Origin of the sequence: Spongiivirga sp. MCCC 1A20706, from assembly GCF_046524175.1 — a bacterium.
Lineage (GTDB): Bacteria > Bacteroidota > Bacteroidia > Flavobacteriales > Flavobacteriaceae > Spongiivirga.
In genome coordinates, this window is record NZ_JBEFZF010000001.1 from 153810 (window position 1) to 172979 (window position 19170).

Below are 19170 nucleotides of genomic sequence, written 5' to 3' on the forward strand. Positions count from 1 at the left end.
AGTAAACCGTTAAAAAAAGAGCCAATAAACCCCGTTTATCGGCTCTTTTTGCTTTTTGAAAAAACTTGAAAATAATAATAGTATCTTCACGTTGAACCAACATAATTAGGAAGCCCCTAATTGCTAAATAATTCAAAACCAATAACCTGCTACAAGATGAAAAAGTATATTTTTCTGCTTACTGCATTTCTCGGATCCAGTTTTTTTACCTATTCACAGTCCTATATCGGATTTTTATCTGACAATTATAAAGGTGTCCACGGCGTTGTATCGAACCCCGCAACTTTGGTCGACTCCCCTTATAAAGCTGATATTAATCTTGCCTCTTTGAGTGCCTTAGGCGATAATGATTATTACGGAATATCATTATCGAATTTATTAAAAAGCGATTTTGATTTTGAGCGAGATGCGATTACATCTCCATCTGACGCTAATAGTTATATTGTAACTGCCGATGTATTGGGACCATCATTCATGTTCAATATAAAGCCCAAGCACACCATTGCTGTTTTTACTAGAGCGCGTTTGTTTGCCAATGTAAATAATATTAATGGGGAGCTTTTTGAAACAGTGACCAATGATTTTGATGCTGACAATGATTTTGTAGTTAATGCAAACGACTTTTTTGGGACTACACATGGTTGGGGTGAATTAGGCCTTTCATATGCAACGGTACTTATGGATAAAGGAAATCATTTTCTTACCGGGGGTGTATCAGTTAAGTACTTACAAGGTTTAGGAAATGCATATGGAGAAGGAACAGTAGATATTAACTATGATGCCGATGGTACCGCCCCAAATATTGCATCGTTCGATTCTAGTGGTAGTTTAACATACGGTCGTAGTAGCAACCTGGCGGGAGATTTAGAGAATATAGAGCTGGTAGAAGGATCAACCGGTTTTGGTGCGGACATTGGTTTTTCCTATGAGTATAGACCTGATGGGGGCGAAGGCAATATACAAGGCGATCCAACGCGATATAAATTAAAAGTGGGGTTGTCAGTCACTGATATTGGGTCCATTAGCTATAAAAACAGTAATCAAGCACTGTATAATCTTACAGGGGTTGATATTAGCGAAACTGATTTTGAAAACCTAAGTTTTGAAGATGCCCTAAGAGATATCTATACATTTCAAGAAGCAGATGAAGATTTAGATCCTAGGCTTCCTACCGCAGGTCATGTGACTATAGATTATAATATAATCCCAAGTGTTTATATCAATGCTAATGCCGATTTTTCATTGGTAAAAGCAGCTAGCAGAAATAGCAGTAGTGTGGCTACCAACGCATTTATCACTCCACGTTATGAAAGCAAATGGTTTAGTTTTTATATGCCTGTCGGCTATAAAGAGTATAGTGGTTTTTCGTGGGGAACCGGTTTTCGTGTTGGCCCACTTTTTGTTGGTTCAGGTTCTGTGCTATCTAATATTATTAACGATGAATCGCAAGGTGTAGATGTGTATGCCGGTTTGAAAGTACCAATTTATAGAGGAAAACCTAGAGATAAAGATGGTGATGGGATTTTAGATAAAGAAGATGCATGCCCGGATACTCCAGGACCTATTGAAAACGAAGGTTGTCCTTGGCCTGATCGTGATGAAGATGGCGTATACGACAAAGATGATAAGTGTCCGGATGAGGGGGGAAGAAAGGATAATGAAGGCTGCCCAATTGTAGACAAGGATGGTGATGGTGTTAATGATGATGTCGATATCTGTCCTGATAATGCAGGGCCTGTGGAGAATAATGGATGCCCTTGGCCAGATTCTGATGGCGATGGGGTTTTTGATAAAGATGATGAATGCCCAGATACTGCTGGCACAGTTGCAGGAAAAGGCTGTCCTGAAGTAACTGAAGCGGTAGTTGCCAAGCTAAATGAATATGGGAAAACTATCTTGTTTGCTCCTGATAAAGCAGATTTTAAGAACGAGTCATTTACTATATTACAGGAGATGACCGCAGTAATGAAGCAGTATCCGAATGCGAGATTCCGATTAGAAGGACACACTGATAGCAGAGGAGAAGAAAAGATGAATCAGCGATTGTCCGAGCTAAGGGTGAATGCGGTAAGAGATTATCTTATCAAAAACGGAATTGATGCATCTCGACTAGAAGCTGTTGGTTTAGGAGAAAAATACCCAGTCGCTACTAATATGTATATGGCGGGGCGTGCAAAAAACCGTCGCGTTGAAATAAAACTAATCAATTAAATATGCTTTTATAATCGTATTTTTGAAACCCAGGCTTAAGGTCTGGGTTTTTCATTTTAAGTAGTTAGTATGACCACCCAACAACTTGTTGATCAAATTTATGAAAAGGACTCCTTTTTATGTGTAGGTTTGGATGTTGATCTAGAGAAAATTCCTTCTCACTTATTGAATAGTGATGACCCTATTTTTGAGTTTAATAAGCAAATAATTGATGCCACACATGATTTAGCTGTTGCATACAAACCAAATATCGCTTTCTATGAAGCTTATGGTATAAAAGGGTGGCAGTCTCTTAAAAAGACTATTGAGTATTTAAACTATAATTATCCTAATGTCTTTACCATTGCTGATGCTAAACGTGGTGATATTGGTAATACGGCTAGTATGTATGCTAAAGCATTTTTTGAAGATATGGCGTTCGACTCGGTAACAGTGGCACCATACATGGGAAGAGACTCGGTAGAACCTTTTCTTGATTTTGATAATAAGCACACTATTCTGTTGGCTCTAACATCCAACAAGGGAGCATACGATTTTCAGACCGAAGAAATTGATGGTTTGCCATTGTATAAAAAGGTACTACAAACTTCAATAGCTTACAACAATAGCGACCGTTTAATGTATGTAGTGGGGGCGACTAAGGCTGAGTATTTATTGGAGATTAGAAAAATAATTCCAGATAGTTTTCTATTGGTACCGGGAGTAGGAGCGCAAGGTGGCGACTTGCATGCAGTTTGTAAGTATGGGATGAATGATCAGGTCGGGCTATTAATTAATTCATCTAGAGGCATTATTTATGCTGGTCAGGGGAATAATTTTGCTGCTGCCGCAAGAGAAAAAGCGGCAGAATTACAGCAACAAATGAAAGACATATTAATGTCACGTGAATGATTATAGTCGATCAGCTTAACAGAGAAATCCAGCTAAATGGTGCTCCAAAACGCATTGTTTCTTTAGTACCTAGTCAGACTGAATTGATTTGTGATCTGGGTTTAGAGAATGAATTAGTGGGTATTACGAAGTTTTGTGTTCATCCCAATCATATCCGAAAATTTAAAACCGTTGTTGGTGGTACAAAGCAGGTTCGCCTGGACAAGATTAAAACACTTGACCCAGATATTATTCTTTGTAATAAAGAGGAAAATACTGAGGAAATGGTTAGCGAATTATCTGGAATTGCCCCGGTTCACGTATCGGATATCTCTTCAATTGATGACTGTTTGGTTTTAATCAAAGAATATGGTTCGATTTTTAAAAGGGAAAATAAAGCCTCGATAATCATTGATCATATCATACAATCCCTCAATGATTTTCAAGAGAAAATTAGTAGCAAATCAATTAAAAAAGTCGCATATTTTATTTGGAAAGACCCCTGGATGCTTGCTGGCAAAGCAACCTTTATCGATCACCTACTAAGGGTAAATAAATTTGAAAATGTAGTTGAGCAGAATCGATACCCCGAAGTTGCGCTAGAGACTTTTTTAAAGCAATGTAATCCCGATTTGATATTCTTGTCTTCAGAGCCATTTCCCTTTAAACAAAAACATATTATTGAATTGGAGCGTTTAACAAATGCGAAGATTCAACTTGTCGACGGTGAGTACTTTTCTTGGTATGGCTCGCGACTCGTAAAAGCTTTTGATTACTTTAAAACACTTATATACTAAAGGTAGCCGCTTCATATTTCTTTAAAGAGCGCAAAGCCTTTTTAGCTTCATGAGCAAAAAAATCGCTTAAGCCTGCATCAGTTTGTTCCATACTATACGATTTTTCCCAAAACAGCTGATACTTTCTTTTCAAATCTGCCAATGGCCATCCTAAGTCGCTTGCGGCTTTTACAGCCCCCACTCTGCAAAATTGTGACTTTTTCATAACTTAATGTTTTAAATCAGTATATATACGTCAAAAAGCAGGCCATGAGATGAATTATTTACGTTAAATAATTGTAAATAATGGGATTGGCATATATTTTTCATGAGAATTTTCCTCTAATAATATGATCAATAAGTATACTATTCCAGTTCTAAAGCATGAATTTTAGAGCGCAACTTATTAGCTTCATATTCAAAGAAATCGCTTAAACCAGCATCTGTTTGCCTAAAATTATAAGCTTTTTCTATCATTTGTAGATACCGTTTTTCAATAGCGATACGGTTAAGTTTTCGTTTGATTTTGGTGGCAACGCGTTTCATTGGTGTAGTAAGTTAGTGAGTTATAAATATAGCTAAATAATTGATAATTAGCTAGTTATTTTAATTATTATTTTAATTTTGTATAAGCTATTATCAGATTTGAGAATGAGTTGTTATTGATTTTTATTGTACCTACCTTTGGTCTTTAAATTAGTTGCTTGTTAAACTACACTATATATGAAAACCCCAATGCTACAGATTGGGTAACCTTTGTGCACGGAGCAGGAGGTAGCAGTACCATCTGGTATAAGCAATTACGTGCCTTTAGAACACACTATAACATTTTGCTTTTAGATTTGAGAGGCCATGGAAATTCGAAAACAGCTTTGAAAGATGCTTTCGATAAGCGCTATACATTTCAATCTATCGCTAATGATATTTTAGTCGTTCTGGATCATTTGAAAATTGAGAATTCTCATTTTATTGGTATTTCGTTAGGAACTATAATTATTCGTCAGCTTGCTGAAATGCACCCTAATCGAGTAAAAAGTATGATCATGGGTGGGGCGATTATGAAACTAAATATCCGATCTCAAATTTTGATGCGAGTCGGTATTATCTTTAAATCGTTGGTACCTTATTTATGGCTTTATAAATTCTTTGCATTTATTATAATGCCAAATAAGAATCACAAGGAATCGAGGTTGTTGTTTATTCGTGAAGCAAAAAAGTTGTATCAAAAGGAATTTGTAAGGTGGTTTAAGCTTACTGCCGAAATTAATCCGTTGCTTCGTTTTTTCAGACAGGTTGAGTTAAAGATTCCTACTCATTATGTGATGGGTGAAGAAGATTATATGTTTCTGCCATCAGTTAGAAAAGTTGTAGAGGCACATGGCTTTTCTTCTTTATGTGTAGTGCCCAATTGCGGACATGTTGTTAATGTTGAACAGCCCGATTTTTTTAATAAAGAGACTATTAAGTTTCTATCTGGAGTTTAAAACAATTTTCCTCTTTTATCCTATAAAAAAAGAGGCACCATTTACAGGGTAAATGGCACCTCACCTTAAAAACTAAATAACCAAAATTAGTTTTCTCTTTTTGGATTTTTATGATTGCGTAATCAAACCAAACCCATTTTAATTCTGATCTCCTGGCCCTATGTTTGGATTGGCATCAATCTCCTGCTGTGGGATTTTGAAAATCCAATCGTCATTAATAGAGGGTCTTTCAATTTGATATGCTTCTTGATAAAGTATGGCCGATGCACCTGAACCTCCGTCAGCAGCATGGTCAATACCTTCATCCCAGCGAATTTTATCGGTATAACCAAAGCCTTCACCCCATAATTCTAGGCGTCTTTGAAACTTAATATGCTCCATTAACAGCTCTTGTGTATTAAAGATTGATGCATCATAAGCGCTATCTCTTTCAGAGCCTAAAGGTTCTAATGCCGCTTGAGCCCCTGCAATATCATTCATCATGGCCTTGGCTTCTGCTTCAATCAAGTACATCTCAGAAGAGCGCATATAAATGATGTCATCTGGACTGATAGTACCTGGAAGCGCATTCTTCATTTTAAAATGCATATACGGGTGTAAATTAAACCTGGTAGTAATTCCGTAGACCGAGTTTAAAGAATCCACATCAGCATTAAATTCATCTTCATCCGTATAATTAGGATCATTGCCAAAACCACCTTGGCCATTTGCAGCTGATGTGTTGGTGTTTGGTGCATTTATGATAAACACCTGTTTTCTGTAATCAGTATCAGGAATGGCATCTACCAATCTTCGATCAGCGATTTTTGGATTGTTTCTAATTTGGCTTCCATTAAATGTGTTACTCATTAGATAAAAATAAGAACGGAAAAAGGTAGTCTCTGCTTCGATTACATTACTACCCCAAATTACTTCTGGAAGTTCGTTAGAGTTGAATCCCGATAACCAATCTTCTTCACCCATAATAGGATAATCCTGTCGAGCTCTTATGGCTGAATCGGCTGCTAACTGCCAATCGCCTTTTGATAAGGCCATTCGTGCTAATAATCCATACGCTACATCAATACTCAATTGTGATTTAACCGCAGGACCACTTCCTGATCTACCTGAACCATTTTCGAATGCATCAATTGCAGCGTTAAGATCCTGTTCTATACGATCATATATCTCTTGTACGGTTGATCTTGGTTCGCTTGTAAAAGGAGATTCTGACGAAAACAAAATTGGTACACCAGGATCTGATGCTGGATTTCCAATCAAATAGCCTCTAGCATAATGTTGTACCAAAGAAAGGTATGCGTACGCTCTGTAGGTGTATGCTTGACCTAAAATTTCGAATAATTTAGGTGATTGGGTTAAAGTTCCATCTGTTGCTCGATTAATAAGTAAATTGGCCCCTAAAATAGTATTATAGCGATGGTACCATAAAAGACGTGTAGTTAATGATGTTGGATCAGTATGAGAGTTCCACTGCATCTCAGTACGCCATCCTAAATTATCAGCATTTGCGGAATGTATGAGTTCACCACTTAAATTATCCCCTATTGGAATCCAATAATGGTTACCCGCTCTAAATGAACTACCACCAGGAAGAATATTTTGAAGCTGTGAATATAAACCTCGGTGTAGACCGTTTAAGACAAGCTGCATATTATCTTCATTTGCCAGTGCATCTGCCGCTGAAATGGCATCTGTTGGAGTGTTTTCCAAAAAGTCTTCTTCACAAGATGTTATGGCAATCCCTAGGATTACGAATAACAGAAGTTTTATTTTATGTATCATAATTATTGTTCTTTTTTTAAAATCCTAAATTTAGACCCATTGAAATTATTCTTGGTGGGTTAAAGTCATTACCAGCGCCGGTTCCGGCTAGACCAAACTGCGGATTTAAGCCTTCTCTTTCACTTTTGGTATATAAATTTTCGCCAGATATTGAGATCCTTAGGTTATCAAGCCCTAATTGACTTGCAATTCTTTGCTTAAAGTTGTAACCTAGGTTTACGTTTTTAAGTGTCCAAAATGATGCATCTGTTAAAAAGCGTTCAGATTGCGTTCTAACCAAATTAGGGTTGCCTGCTTCTAATCTTGGAACATCTGTTATGTCGCCAGGTTGACGCCATGCTCTTAAAATATCAGGATGGTATGAATCGCCAAATTCACCACTGTGCATCATTGCCGAATATCCATTATCTAAAATAGAACCACCAATTCCGTAATTTATCAAGAAGTCTAGAGTAAAACCCTTATAACTAATACTACTGGCTATTGAGCCTAAAAAGTCAGGTATTGAGCTGTCCCCAGTATAAGCTCTTTCGGTTTCTTGCCAATCGTTTGTAGTTGCAATTTCACCATTTGCATCAAGTACAGGAACACTATTGTTGTTTTCATCTAGTTCATACAGTAGGAATAGTTGATCTCCTGTTGCAGGATCAACCCCAGCGGTTCTGAGAAGGAAGAAATCAAATCTTGAACGCCCCACTTCCCAGCGTTTTGATCCGTTGATAAAGGGATCTGGTAGACTAGTAATTTCATTTTTTAAGGTAGATCCTTGTAGGGTTACATTCCAGTTGAAATCTTCTCTACGTATAAGGTTTGCTGTTAACGAAACTTCCCATCCGGAATTAAACATATCACCATCATTAATTGGCACTTCATTGAGTCCGTTGCTCGGGGCAATTGGTAAGTTGTACAATAGATCTGAAGAATTTCGTTTATAATATTCTACAGAACCATCTAAGAAGTTGTCAAACAAGGTAAATTCCAATGCGACATCAAAATTTTCGATAGTTTCCCATTGCAGTTCGGAGTTTCCTATATTGCTAAATATAATAGCAGGTGCTGCGGCATTCGAAGTAATAGAGAATCTTGCCTGAGAAAGAAAGAAATCGTTCAAATTATCGTTACCTACTTCACCATATGAGGCTCTTAGTTTTAGTTGATTAATTACGGAGGAGTTGGCTAAAAAGTTTTCTTGATCAATTCTCCAAGATCCGCCAAATGAATAAAAAGTACCCCAGCGTCTATCGCGATCAAAAACCGATGACCCGTCTCGTCTCACAGATGCACTTAGATAATATTTGTTATCGTAATTGTAATTGGTTCTTAAAAAGTATCCTTCAAGACCTTTTTGAGCGGTTGATCCGTCCAAATCAACAATGTTTGAAAAGTTTGCAAATTCAAATATACCATTCGCCGCTTGTATTGTGGCCAAACCACTATTTCCAGAGAATGTCCAGTCTGTACTTTCATGGCCGGCCGTAGCATCTAAGTTGTGGTTGCCAAAGCTTTTTTGATAGGTCAAAATCTGATTGAAATTGGTGATTTGTCTTCTGGCTCGCTCTTCACTATATCGTCCATCGGGTTGTGCATCACCAATGATGTTATTTTCGTATTCTTTTTCTAACAATTCGTTAATGTCCCGACCATAATTTACTCGAAGACTAAGGCCATCAAAAAGTTTTATGTCAGTAAAAAATCGAAAACCGTAGGTGTTATCTCGATCTCTTTCATCATTTAATAATAGTTCTTGAAGGGCATGGCGGCCTTGACTAAAAGGTCTTGATCCAATATTAAATTCAGAGAAGCCTTCTCCATTATCAAAGACGCGATTTCCAAAAACGTCCCGTACAATATTCCCTTGTAAATCATTTACAAATACAGGATAGATTGAACCAATGTTTTTCGCAAAACCAAAAGGGTTCACAATACTCCCAGTTCCAGCGGAGCTCGGTGCTGTAGTTTCGGTAATTGTAATGTTAGCACTACCCCCAATAGTGATGCTGTTACTAACGTCAAATTCCGCATTAAGTCTTGTCGTTAAACGATCGAATCCTGATGTAACAACAAAACTCTCTTCATCAAGATAGGATGCTGAGAAGAATACTTTATGGTTTTCACCTCCGCCAGAAACATTCACATTGTAATTTTGTCGGATACCAGTACGTGATAACACATCATACCAATCAAGACTTTGATATATAATCTGGGCATTAGGATTTAGTCTTCCATCAGTTCCCACAATTTGATCATTGGGAACATTAAATGGATTGTAACCAAGCTGGTTGTAGATATTTGCAGAAGCGAAAGCAGGATCACCACCACCAGCACTTGAATTTTTTAGAGCTTCCCACATGGTCTCATAATATTGACCTGGACTTAATTCTGGATAAAATGGAATTGATGGAGATACTAAGCCGTACTGTGTGGATGCAGTTACTTTTATGGCTCCTTTGGTACCACTTTTGGTAGTAATGATTACCACACCATTAGCAGCCCTTGAACCATATAAAGAGGTGGAGGCAGCATCTTTAAGAATCGTGAACGATTCAATATCCTCCTGATTGATTGTATTTAACGCTCCCTGATATTGAACGCCATCTACAATAAATAAGGGATCTGTACTTCCATTGAGTGTACCAACACCTCGAATAACAATTCCTGGAGAAGAACCGGGACCTTGTGATGAGGTGAACTGCACACCAGTAGCTCTACCCTCTATAGCAGCAATTGGTGAAGTTACATTTCGTGTTTCTAAGTCTTTTGCGCCAATGACACTGGCTGAACCAGTAAAGGCCTCTTTGGTAGTTGTACCGTAAGCAACTACAACGACTTCGTCTAGTTGTTCGGTATCTGTTTCTAAGGTTACGTTAATTTCAGTTTTGCTGCCAACTAAAATAACTTGTGTTTTAAATCCAACATAAGAGAATACTAACGATTCAGTTGGAGATGCGGAAATTGAATAATTCCCATCAAAATCTGTTTGTGTCCCTCGAGATGTGCCTTGGACTACAATACTTACGCCAGGTAGTGGACCTCCGTCATCGGAGGATATCACTAACCCTTTTACTGTTTGTTGTTGCGCTATTAATGATGATGTACCCAACACCAAAAACACTAACATCGCAAAATAATTTTTTACTTTCATAAAAATTGAATTTGTTAAAAATTGTTTGAGTCAGTGCAATTGGAAAAAAGGCAGGCAGTAAGAATGCGATGGCTAATTCGAATAATTACTTCTAAAAATTAAACAAGGTTTAGTGGGATTTTCAGATAGTAAAAAAATTCTAAACTGCACTGCCCTGAAGCAATTGCAGTTTTAAAGAAATGCGTATTTAAGATTTTCTTAGGTAATGCTTGTAAGAGTTTACCTTGCCGATAGAAGTTTACCTATACTTTACCCGCCACTGAAATCATTTGAGATTGTAAATATTGAGAAGGAGTGCAAGAGGTAACTTTTTTAAACGCCTTGTTAAATGTTACTTTATTATTAAAGCCTACTTCATAGGCAATGTCTATAATATGCAGATTATGTTGAATATCATTTTTAAGTAGTTCTATTGCCTCGTGAATTCTGAAAGAATTAATCAACTCAAAAAAGTTCATATCGAAGTGTTCATTAATTACTTGAGAGGCTCCATGTCTGTTTGTCCCGAGTTCTTTTGAAAGCATATCAAGGCTGAGGTCATTTCGCTTGTACAGTTTTTTCTCATTTAACAAAAACAACAATTGCTCTTTAAGCTCAATAGAATAGGAGGTGGTAAGCCCTGATTTCTTGTATTTAAACAGTTCTTTAGGGTCATTTAATAAAATCTTACCACTAAATACATCAGGCTGGACGTATGCGATATAGGTGACATAAAAAATGAGCCCGATCATCAGTATCAATTGAACGTGAACAATAGGGGCAAAGCTTATGAGCCTCGTCAAGGCTGCCGCATAAATAATATATGTAATTACATAAATTGAAAAAATAAGAATGATGTTACGCTGCCAGATAAAGGTGTTGTTATTGGTATTATCAGGTTTGTTAATCTTACTATTAGTGTAAAGTCTATAAGACAAATAAGCATAGGTGACTAGCGAAATTATTTTAATGATAATAATAGCATTGGCTCCTGGAAGTAAGAAAGCGTCACCGGCAAACAACACATTGAATTTTTCTAAACTATCCATACTATAGTACGGGGCTATATACACTAAAAGCACGAGGGATGGGATAAGATGAATAGAATCTATCCATTTGAATGAATATCCATGTGCCGCTCTTTTTATGTAGAAGTACACCAATGGCCCATAAAGAAATGAAAAAGTTGTCGATACGAACAAAGTATTTGGTAAACTGTATTGTAGCTGACTTAAATGCACACTAAGATGAAGCGTGAAAAGTGAATGAAAAATAATAAATAAACTGATCAGTAAAATACCAATGTGGTCGGCCTTTTTTCTAAAATGAATAAAAATACCGACGAAAATGCCTAAGAAACCAGCTACGAAGTAAATGATATTCCAAAAAGTGATTTTTGGAGCATACCTTTTTTTAAATGAGATATATTCTGGAGATGATTTAATATCCTGAAACAAATGATCATTAATGATGGATAGATCTTTCGTAGCTTTTATGTATTCTTTTGCATAAAATAAGGCTTCAGCTGCATTACCCAACTGAGCATTTTCTAGCGCCTTCTGTTTATTGTATAAGATCGTTTTCTCATCGTTATCAGGAACTACGATTCCTTTTAACATAGATGAAGCGGCATTACATATAGATATGCAAAATAAACACAGCGTGGTTAGCGCGATTTTTTGGTTGATGAACATTAGGGTCGAATTAGCCTGTTTAGTATACACTCCTAAAGCCTTATGAATTTACAACTTTTATGGTTAACTCTATTTTTATTAGTAAATACCGATAATCTTTTACCTGTTTTTTGTGATAGTTTTAAGAACAATCTTAAAGTAATCTTAAAAATGTTTATATAATATTGATTTTTAAGATGAAACAATATGCGAATAACACTCTTTATAACACTAAGTATCCTTGTGTTAGGAATTCAAAATACTGATGCTCAAAATAATAAACCATGCAATTGCTGCTCAGAAGAGCATACCACTTTTGATTTCTGGCTTGGCGACTGGGAGGTTACAAACCCTAATGGAAGTAAGGCTGGAATTAATAAAATTTCAAAAATTCAGGATGGCTGTATTATTAAAGAAGAATGGACTAGCGCGACTGCTGGTTATACGGGTACAAGCTATAATTTTTATAATGCTGCCATTAATAAATGGGAACAAGTTTGGATAGACAACCAAGGAAGTATATTAAAGTTGTCTGGAAATTATGTTGAAGATAAAATGGTACTGGAGTCAGATGAGTCCAAAAACAAAGCCGGTAAACTGGTAAAAAATCGCATTACGTGGTCCAAAAATGGGGATGGCACAGTGTTACAAGTATGGGATGTTGTTCATGAAGGAAAGGTGATATCAACGCTATTCAGGGGTCTTTATAAGCCAATTGTAAAGGCAATAGATTAATATTCGTCTCTAATAGCTTTTAATAATTGATAAAGTTTTTTTCGTACGCTATTAGTTGGATGTTGAAAATGATTATTCATAAAACTAAAAATCAAAACTTTTCCTGTTTTTGTTTTTAGGTATCCACTTAGATTGTACGTATTTCCCATTGCGCCAGATTTAGCGATGATAAAAGGTTCCTTTTCATGTATCAAATATGATTTTAGCGTTCCGTTTACCCCAGCTTTTGGAAACAAATCAAATAATCTTGAATGGTCGACAGTGCTATATAACTCGTCTAGGACTTTTACAAAATGGTCTGGACTAAAAAGGTTGTATCTGGATAAACCAGAACCATCTACCCAGCGCGGTTTTTCAATAAAAAGATGTCCGTTGTTTTGAATAATATGGTTCCGTGCCATTTTACCGCTGAGCGTATCGAATAGTTTGTCGGCGCTAAGAATTAATAGCTGTTCAGCAATAAAATTGTCACTCTCGATCATCATGCGGGATAGCAAACTATCAGTTTTCACTGTTTTTAATGTTTGATATTCACCTTTTTTTATTGAATCAGATATAATCAGTTGTTTTCCAATTTCCGCTGATAATAAAACGGCAGTTAAACTATCACTTGTGATAAATGGTATTTGTATAGTATCATTTTCTAAAACCAAGGTATTAAATATATTTTTATGCCGGTCTCTTCTAAATGATGACTTCTTGTAGGTGATGTCTTTTTTGAACAATGATGGATAAATAGTAATCGTATCACTCTTCTTGTTTATAGTCAATACATTACCATTGATGGGGATAGCACTTTTTTCTGGAGAAAAATATGTGTCAAAATCTTCCCACGCCCAACCAGCGCCGTACGTATTATCTTGAAATTGTCCTACTTGTAAAACTATAGGAGTGTTAGTTGACCGAAGAAATTTAATAACAGTACTATCTTTAAAATAAGGATGTAACAAACTAGGATCTCCTGTTCCTTTAATATATAATGTGTCATTTTGATGTAAATATTTAAGCCCGGTAATTGAATCATCTAAAGATTTTAAAGCAGTAAAAAGAGTTATAATCTTAGTATTGGAAGCTGGAATAAAAAATTTAGATGCGTTTAGGCTTTTTATAGTTTTTTGGCTTTCAGGATCGAAAAGCTTGAAACCAGTAAATTGATTTTTATAAAAAGGCTGTTTAAGGTATTTTTCAATTTGTTTAGGTCTCGCCTCGCGTTTGGTGGCGGCACAAGAAAATAGTAATAAGCAACAAATAATAACTACAAAATAGGTCTTACTCATGTATTACATAATTTATAACAAGTTAAACAAAAAGCTAAATATAAAGAGTAGATTCAACAAAGTTTCAGAATGTTTCGAATGTTATAATTATAAAAAAATCTTAAATATTTTAAGCTGAATGTTAAGAATAACGCGCCTTTAGCTAAAAAGGATTAAAATGCATTTGCAGTTGTTTGGTTATGAGTAGTTTATCGGATTTAATAAATATTTAAACAAGTTTAACAGCATTCTGTTTAATAAAAATGACAAAATATCGTTATCTTTATTGAAGACCAAATCAATTAAAATTAAACTGAAATTATGGCGAGAGCAATGTTTGAGTACTCAAAAAATGTACTACAACGCGTAAGTTTTGATATTAGCTTATTTGCGCGGGAATTGAAAAAAGCTATGAAACGTTTATTACCCCATGAAGTGGATGAATTAAAAATTTGGGTTCGACAATTAGTGCTGATGCAGCCGGAATTAGAACCTTGTCTAGTTTACTTAAAAAATTAATATTTGTGAAGTCCGCTGAAAAGCGGACTTTTTATTTGCTGTTAGATAACGGGCTCACAATCTGAACATTTTGAAACGCAATCGCACCCTTAATAATTCCTGCAATAGTGCTTTGTAATACTTCAATTATTTGCATTTTTAGTTCTGACCGGTGAAATATTAGACTTATTTCCCTTGCCGGTTTAGGGTCCTCGAACTGTCTTAAAAACTTCTCTTCGTTATTTTTTAAATCTAAGGTATGAAGGTAGGGTAATAATGTCATTCCAAGCCCTTCATTCGCCAATTTGATCAAGGTTTCAAAACTACCGCTTTCCAGTTGAAATCCATTTTTTTCAACGGGATTACTAACTCTGCATAAGTTGATAACACTATTTTTAAAACAATGGCCATCATCTAATAACAACATATCATCAATATCAATATCCTCAATGGTAAGTGATTTCTTTTTATACAGTGGATGACTCTCATTAATATAACCAACAAAAGGTTCGTAATAAAGCACTCTTTTTTTAATGAGCTCATTTTCTAAGGGCGTAGCGGCTATAGCAGCGTCTAGGTGGCCATCCAGCAGTTTTTCAATAATTGTTTCCGTAGTTAATTCTTCTATTTTGAGATTAACTTTAGTGTATTTTTTAATGAAATTATTTAAAAACATGGGAAGTAGAGTGGGTGTAACCGTGGGTATAATACCTAGTTTGAATTCTCCACCAATGAACCCTTTTTGTTGATCTACAATATCTTGTATCCTGTCCGCTTCATTTACAATATTACGAGCTTGGTTCACTATTTTTTGACCAATTTCAGTGAGTTGAATAGGCTTTTTGCTACGGTCGAATATTAATATGTCAAGTTCATCTTCTAATTTTTGAATTTGCATACTTAGGGTAGGCTGTGTAACAAAAGACTTTTCAGCTGCTTTGGTAAAATTTTGATGTTCTGCGACTGCCAGAACATATTGTAACTGGGTAATTGTCATACAATAGATTTTATTGATGTAAAATTAAATAATAATAACTATTCCTGTTACTTTAAATACTCAATAGTTGAAAACTACGGTGAATAATTAACAAAGATTTGGAGTAAACCCTTCGTTTAAGAGCCTAATTGCCCATTTTTTCGCTTCTTCTAAGTTGTCGAATGATTCGAAGGCTTTATTGTAGAACAGCTTTTCAACCTGAGCACTATTATACATTGTAGATTTTTCATCAACAATAGCGTAGCCACGTAAGTTTTCAACTTTGGAAGTTTCGTTATATACGGCTGGATTCACCGAATAGGAGTTAACACGATGTGAAATATAAACAAATGGATTAGTACCGTAGTAGGCGTTTACCAGATTTTTAAAAATATCGATTTGATTTGGTTGTGTGGTAAATCCCTCATTGATGTTGACGATAACGTAAGACTTGTAGATGGCAACTTTACAAAAATCTAATTCTAAATTAACTGGAGTGTCATCGGACAGGATATCATATTTTGATTTTGATCGTTCCAGCTTTACATAGTTAGATGCCCAATTAATTGCTTGATTTAATTCATTAAAATGTTTGAGTTCTTTGTCATAAAATTGCGCTTCGATTTTAATCTGATTTTTAGCATTTTCACTTGTAGAGACGACTGCAAATGCAATAAGATTTTCAATCTGGGAGACTGATTTGTAAATCAAAGGGTCTACGGCATAATTATTAATTCTATTAGCAATGTAGACAAAAGACTTGTTTTTAAAATATGTGTCCGAGATTTCTTGTAAGTAAGGCATGTAATTTCTTTGAACTGTGGTGTCTTCATCCATGACTACCACCATATAGGAGTCAAAAATGCTAACCTGTCCAAAATCAAATTCTAAGAAAATGCCATCACTCATGGGTGGTTGATATGCTAAGCTGTTTATTTAAAGATACAAAAAAACTTCACCCTTAATTACAAGGATGAAGTTTTTTAGAACCTCACAATTATTTTCTTAAGACTCTGCCGATTCTTCGGCTTTCTTAATATTTATAATTAATTCTTCATTTTCTTTATCAAGATCCATATGGATTTTATCTCCTTCAGCAATTTTAGAAGATATAATCTCTTCGGCTAAAGCATCTTCAATATATTTTTGGATTGCACGTTTTAGTGGTCGCGCTCCATACTGCTTATCAAAGCCTTTTTCAGCAATATAGTCCTTTGCTTCTTTACTTAAACTAAGGTCATAACCTATTTCTTTGATACGTTTGAATAGTTTTTCCAATTCGATATCAATAATAAGATGAATATCTTCACGTTCAAGCGCATTGAAAACAACAACATCATCGATTCGGTTTAAAAACTCAGGGGCAAAAGCCTTCTTAAGTGCATTTTCAATTACGGCTTTAGCATTGTCATCAGCTTGTTGTTTTCTAGCAGATGTACCAAAACCAACACCTTGACCAAAGTCTTTTAATTTACGCGCTCCGATGTTTGATGTCATAATAATGATTGTATTTCTAAAATCTATTTTACGACCTAAACTATCTGTCAGATATCCATCATCTAGCACCTGCAAGAGCATATTAAAAACATCTGGATGCGCCTTTTCAATTTCATCGAGTAATACAACGGAGTAAGGCTTTCTCCTAACTTTTTCTGTCAGTTGTCCACCTTCTTCGTAACCCACATAACCCGGAGGTGCACCAACCAATCTGGAGATCGAGAATTTCTCCATGTACTCACTCATATCAATACGAATCAAAGACTCTTCGCTGTCAAATAATTCTTTTGCAAGTACTTTTGCCAACTGGGTTTTTCCAACACCAGTTTGACCTAAAAATATAAACGAACCAATTGGTTTATTAGGGTCTTTGAGTCCTGCCCGGTTACGTTGTATGGCTTTAACCACTTTAGCAACAGCATCATCTTGGCCTATTACCTTACCTTTGATAAGTTGCGGTAACTCTGCAAGTTTATTACTTTCCGTTTGTGCTATTCTGTTGACTGGCACCCCTGTCATCATCGAAACAACATCGGCAACATTATCTTCAGTTACAAGCTCTCTATGAAGTTTTGATTCTTCTTCCCATTTTTCCTGAGCGATACTTAATTCTTTTTCAATTCTTTTTTCGTCATCCCGCAGTTTCGCCGCTTCTTCATATTTCTGCTTTTTAACTACAGAATTTTTACTTTCACGAACTTCTTCTAATCGCTTTTCTAATTCAAGAATCTGTTTAGGCACGTCGATATTCGTAATATGAACCCGAGAGCCAGCCTCATCTAGGGCATCAATTGCTTTATCTGGCAGAAAACGATCAGTCATGTATCTGTTGGTCAACTTCACGCAAGCATCGATAGCAGCATCCGTATATTCCACATTATGATGTTCTTGGTATTTCTCTTTGATGTTATTGAGAATCTCCACGGTTTCTTCGACAGAAGTAGGCTCTACCATTACCTTTTGAAAACGACGCTCTAGCGCACCATCTTTTTCTATATATTGACGATACTCATCTAAAGTAGTGGCGCCTATACATTGAATTTCACCCCTTGCTAAGGCGGGTTTAAACATATTGGATGCATCTAAGCTCCCTGTTGCTCCACCTGCACCTACAATAGTGTGAATTTCATCTATGAATAAAATAATGTCATCATTCTTTTCAAGTTCATTCATCACCGCTTTCATACGCTCTTCAAACTGGCCGCGGTATTTAGTTCCTGCAACTAAACTTGCTAAGTCAAGTGTGACTACACGCTTGTTATAAAGTATGCGCGAAACCTTCTTTTTGATGATACGAAGTGCTAGTCCTTCAGCGATGGCTGATTTACCTACTCCAGGCTCACCTATTAATAAGGGGTTATTCTTTTTACGGCGACTCAAAATCTGCGATACGCGCTGAATTTCTTTTTCGCGTCCCACTACTGGATCGAGTTTTCCTTCTTCGGCAAAAGCGGTAAGGTCGCGTCCAAAATTATCGAGCACTGGGGTCTTAGACTTTTTACTGGTTTTACCTCCGGGGCTATTAAATGGGTTATCTTTAGATTCCTCGGCAGATCCTTCTTCAGAGAATGATTCAGCCTTTGGAATGTCTATATAATCGTCGTCACTAGTGATCATAAGTTTAAATTGTTCTTTCACACCATCATAATCTACCTTCAGTTTATTAAGTAGTTTAGTTGTTGGATCGTTTTCATTTCTCAAAATACACAATAACAAATGTGCTGTATTTATCGAGGTGCTTTGAAATAACTTTGCTTCTAGAAAAGTAGTTTTCAATGCACGTTCAGCTTGTCGTGTTAAATGTAAATTTTTCTTGTCATTGCCAACACTTACATTGGGATTGGCAGGACTCAAAATCTCCACTTTTCGTCGCAGGTGATTTAAATCAATATCTAACGCATTTAAAATATTAATAGCCTTGCCGCTTCCGTCGCGTAGCAGTCCTAACATTAAATGCTCTGTTCCTATAAAATCATGACCTAACCGCAGCGCTTCTTCCTTGCTGTAAGCGATTACATCTTTTACTCTTGGTGAAAAATTATCATCCATAAGATCTTCCTCCTTCTTCTTTAAAAATACAAAATATAAGATCGTATGGTCAAAAACCATACCTTTCTTAGGTTAGGTCAAGTAAATAGACAAAAAATACCTTTAAAATCAAAACATTTAACAGCCTTATTATGAACTTTGGCAGCCATATTTTTTGTTAATAAGTAATGGTAAATTTTAGCCTTTAATTGCTTTAGACAAGCATCCAAAATACGTATATTGCCCTATTGTATATACTATAA

At 36.0% G+C, this 19170-nt stretch carries 15 protein-coding genes; 6 read left to right on the forward strand and 9 right to left on the reverse strand.

The window, feature by feature from the left end; translation table 11 throughout:
* Positions 1-156 precede the first annotated feature (156 nt).
* The 3 genes from ABN763_RS00700 to ABN763_RS00710 all read left to right on the forward strand — a co-directional run bounded on the left by ABN763_RS00700 (position 157) and on the right by ABN763_RS00710 (position 3878).
* Positions 157-2211: a DUF5723 family protein gene (locus tag ABN763_RS00700; protein ID WP_410483480.1), complete on the forward strand. Its 2055-nt coding sequence runs from the start codon at positions 157-159 to the stop codon at positions 2209-2211.
* A 69-nt stretch (positions 2212-2280) separates the two neighbouring features.
* Positions 2281-3102: an orotidine-5'-phosphate decarboxylase gene (gene pyrF / locus ABN763_RS00705; RefSeq protein ID WP_410483481.1), complete on the forward strand. Its 822-nt coding sequence runs from the start codon at positions 2281-2283 to the stop codon at positions 3100-3102.
* Positions 3099-3878, forward strand: coding sequence for an ABC transporter substrate-binding protein (locus ABN763_RS00710; RefSeq protein WP_410483482.1), 780 nt, complete (start codon positions 3099-3101; stop codon positions 3876-3878). The genes pyrF and ABN763_RS00710 overlap by 4 nt, the downstream gene beginning before the upstream one ends.
* On the opposite strand, the gene ABN763_RS00715 is transcribed toward ABN763_RS00710, so the two are convergent.
* Both ABN763_RS00715 and ABN763_RS00720 read right to left on the reverse strand, forming a co-directional pair.
* Positions 3868-4083, reverse strand: a complete 216-nt coding sequence (locus ABN763_RS00715) for a hypothetical protein (protein WP_410483483.1) — start codon at positions 4081-4083, stop codon at positions 3868-3870. The two genes, ABN763_RS00710 and ABN763_RS00715, sit on opposite strands and share 11 nt — an antisense overlap.
* 140 nt (positions 4084-4223) lie before the next feature.
* On the reverse strand, positions 4224-4403 hold the full coding sequence (locus ABN763_RS00720) for a Lacal_2735 family protein (protein ID WP_410483484.1): 180 nt from the start codon (positions 4401-4403) through the stop codon (positions 4224-4226).
* Between the two features lie 158 nt (positions 4404-4561).
* Here ABN763_RS00720 and ABN763_RS00725 point away from each other — a divergent pair, with 158 nt between their 5' ends.
* Positions 4562-5341, forward strand: coding sequence for an alpha/beta fold hydrolase (locus ABN763_RS00725; protein WP_410483485.1), 780 nt, complete (start codon positions 4562-4564; stop codon positions 5339-5341).
* Positions 5342-5479: 138 nt separating this feature from the next.
* Here ABN763_RS00725 and ABN763_RS00730 read toward each other — a convergent pair whose 3' ends face one another.
* The 3 genes from ABN763_RS00730 to ABN763_RS00740 all read right to left on the reverse strand — a co-directional run bounded on the left by ABN763_RS00730 (position 5480) and on the right by ABN763_RS00740 (position 11863).
* Complete coding sequence (locus ABN763_RS00730; protein ID WP_410483486.1) at positions 5480-7123, reverse strand: RagB/SusD family nutrient uptake outer membrane protein; 1644 nt, start codon at positions 7121-7123, stop codon at positions 5480-5482.
* Between the two features lie 16 nt (positions 7124-7139).
* Positions 7140-10265, reverse strand: a complete 3126-nt coding sequence (locus tag ABN763_RS00735) for a SusC/RagA family TonB-linked outer membrane protein (protein WP_410483487.1) — start codon at positions 10263-10265, stop codon at positions 7140-7142.
* Positions 10266-10507: 242 nt separating this feature from the next.
* Positions 10508-11863: a helix-turn-helix domain-containing protein gene (locus tag ABN763_RS00740; RefSeq protein ID WP_410483488.1), complete on the reverse strand. Its 1356-nt coding sequence runs from the start codon at positions 11861-11863 to the stop codon at positions 10508-10510.
* Between the two features lie 261 nt (positions 11864-12124).
* On the opposite strand from ABN763_RS00740, the gene ABN763_RS00745 reads away from it, so the two are divergent.
* Positions 12125-12652, forward strand: coding sequence for a hypothetical protein (locus tag ABN763_RS00745; RefSeq protein WP_410483489.1), 528 nt, complete (start codon positions 12125-12127; stop codon positions 12650-12652).
* Here the strand turns inward: ABN763_RS00745 and ABN763_RS00750 are convergent.
* Complete coding sequence (locus ABN763_RS00750) at positions 12649-13929, reverse strand: D-alanyl-D-alanine carboxypeptidase/D-alanyl-D-alanine-endopeptidase (RefSeq protein WP_410483490.1); 1281 nt, start codon at positions 13927-13929, stop codon at positions 12649-12651. The two genes, ABN763_RS00745 and ABN763_RS00750, sit on opposite strands and share 4 nt — an antisense overlap.
* A 300-nt stretch (positions 13930-14229) precedes the next feature.
* Here ABN763_RS00750 and ABN763_RS00755 point away from each other — a divergent pair, with 300 nt between their 5' ends.
* Positions 14230-14427, forward strand: a complete 198-nt coding sequence (locus ABN763_RS00755; RefSeq protein ID WP_410483491.1) for a hypothetical protein — start codon at positions 14230-14232, stop codon at positions 14425-14427.
* Between the two features lie 31 nt (positions 14428-14458).
* Here the strand turns inward: ABN763_RS00755 and ABN763_RS00760 are convergent, their stop codons facing one another.
* The 3 genes from ABN763_RS00760 to ABN763_RS00770 all read right to left on the reverse strand — a co-directional run bounded on the left by ABN763_RS00760 (position 14459) and on the right by ABN763_RS00770 (position 18928).
* Complete coding sequence (locus ABN763_RS00760) at positions 14459-15403, reverse strand: LysR family transcriptional regulator (protein ID WP_410483492.1); 945 nt, start codon at positions 15401-15403, stop codon at positions 14459-14461.
* Positions 15404-15490: 87 nt separating this feature from the next.
* Positions 15491-16291, reverse strand: coding sequence for a hypothetical protein (locus tag ABN763_RS00765; protein WP_410483493.1), 801 nt, complete (start codon positions 16289-16291; stop codon positions 15491-15493).
* Between the two features lie 96 nt (positions 16292-16387).
* Positions 16388-18928, reverse strand: coding sequence for an ATP-dependent Clp protease ATP-binding subunit (locus ABN763_RS00770; protein ID WP_410484165.1), 2541 nt, complete (start codon positions 18926-18928; stop codon positions 16388-16390).
* Positions 18929-19170: the final 242 nt, after the last annotated feature.